The organism is Vibrio sp. Isolate22, from assembly GCF_022398115.1.
Taxonomy (GTDB): Bacteria; Pseudomonadota; Gammaproteobacteria; order Enterobacterales; family Vibrionaceae; genus Vibrio.
Genome location: NZ_JAKEUW010000152.1, coordinates 1 through 752 on the forward strand (window position 1 = coordinate 1; position 752 = coordinate 752).

Annotated in this window: 2 protein-coding genes and 1 pseudogene; all 3 read left to right on the plus strand. The window is 42.0% G+C overall.

The features are described from left to right. Nucleotides 1-194: pseudogene (locus L1D55_RS27445) on the plus strand (IS5/IS1182 family transposase); the annotation flags it as partial. 17 nt (nt 195-211) lie between these two features. Continuing rightward, the gene (locus tag L1D55_RS27450) at nt 212-487 is read left to right on the plus strand and encodes a hypothetical protein (RefSeq protein WP_239919516.1); all 276 of its coding nucleotides are present in this window, start codon (nt 212-214) and stop codon (nt 485-487) included. A 95-nt stretch (nt 488-582) separates the two neighbouring features. After that, on the plus strand, nt 583-752 hold a 170-nt coding region (locus L1D55_RS27455; RefSeq protein ID WP_239917014.1), incomplete at its 3' end, for a transposase.

Genomic DNA, 752 nt, shown 5'->3' on the forward strand with positions numbered 1-752 from the left:
AGTATTGGAAAGAGCGGTATGGATACCACAAGCGTTCACTCTCAGAAACAGCGATGTATCGAGTTAAACAGTTGCTAGGAGGGAAACTGAGCTTAAGAAATTACAATGCCCAGGTGGGTGAAACTTACGCGATGATAAAAGCGTTGAACAAGCTTACTAGGTTAGGTATGCCTAAAACCTGTCGTATTGACTAAGAAATACGCGAAACGGGTTGGCTCTATATCTAAATTTAATTACGCAACAAAGCCGTGCGAATTATTCTAGCGGTGACTACAGTGATGGTTTTGATTTAGAAGCGGGTGTGTTAGTTCCTTTTGGTAATATGTATTATCGCGGTGATTTTACCTACTTCTTGGATTCTGACTATGACAGCGTATTTGAAAATGCTTTGGGTTGGACTAACGGCAATATCGATGTGAATGCATCCGTTACTATGTATGAATTTGACGATACCTCAGTAGGTATTGAGTTTGGTTACTTATTTTAAGTTGTAGGTAGATAACGGCTTTGTTGCGTAATTCAATGGAACTAAATCCAGAACCTACGATCTGATCAGCTACCTCCACTCTCTCTCGTAGTCCTATGCCTAAGCCTCGTTACAAAACAACCAACTGGAAGCAATACAACCAATCACTCATTAACCGTGGTTCTCTGACCTTTTGGATTGATGAAGAAGCAATAAGCGGGTGGGCGCAAAGCAAACAGAATAAGCGCGGGAGGCCGCGTCGGTTCAGTGATTTAGCTATCACGAC